The sequence below is a fragment of the Roseovarius autotrophicus genome (assembly GCF_018069895.1).
In the GTDB taxonomy this organism is placed as follows: domain Bacteria; phylum Pseudomonadota; class Alphaproteobacteria; order Rhodobacterales; family Rhodobacteraceae; genus Roseovarius; species Roseovarius autotrophicus.
In genome coordinates this window covers 1-509 of record NZ_JAGQDH010000083.1, presented here as the reverse complement: position 1 = coordinate 509, position 509 = coordinate 1, and the positions used below count along the sequence as shown (strand labels likewise).

Annotated in this window: 2 pseudogenes; both read right to left on the bottom strand. The window is 61.9% G+C overall.

The features are described 5' to 3' along the window. Positions 1–211 (bottom strand): annotated as a pseudogene (locus KAK09_RS18660) (succinate--CoA ligase subunit alpha); the annotation flags it as partial. 59 nt (positions 212–270) lie between these two features. Beyond that, positions 271–509: pseudogene (gene sucC, locus KAK09_RS18655) on the bottom strand (succinate--CoA ligase subunit beta); the annotation flags it as partial.

The following is a 509-nucleotide window of genomic DNA, read 5'->3' as shown; positions in this document are numbered from 1 at the left end:
TCACGCTCGCATTGGCCTGCGTCTCGTGCTTGGCCTCATGCACCGAGTTGAACACCGGCAGGTCGAGATGCGTGGTGCCGCCCTTGCCGGGGGTGACGCCGCCGACCATTTTCGTGCCATAGGCGATGGCCTGTTCAGAGTGGAACGTGCCCTGAGAGCCGGTGAGGCCCTGACAGATGACACGGGTGTTTTCGTCTACGAGGACTGCCATCCTGGCGTTCTCCTGTATTGAATTCGCGGGGAAGGTGGGTTGGCACCCACCCTACGGGATCAACCTTTGACCGCCTTGACGATCTTCTGCGCGCCGTCCTTGAGGTCATCGGCGGCGATGACGTCGAGGCCGGAGGTGTTGATGATCTCCTTGCCCTTCTCGACATTGGTCCCTTCGAGCCGGACCACGAGCGGGACTTTCAGCCCGACCTCCTTGACCGCCGCCACCACGCCCTCGGCGATCACATCACAGCGCATGATGCCGCCGAAGATGTTGACAAGGATGCCTTTCACCTGCG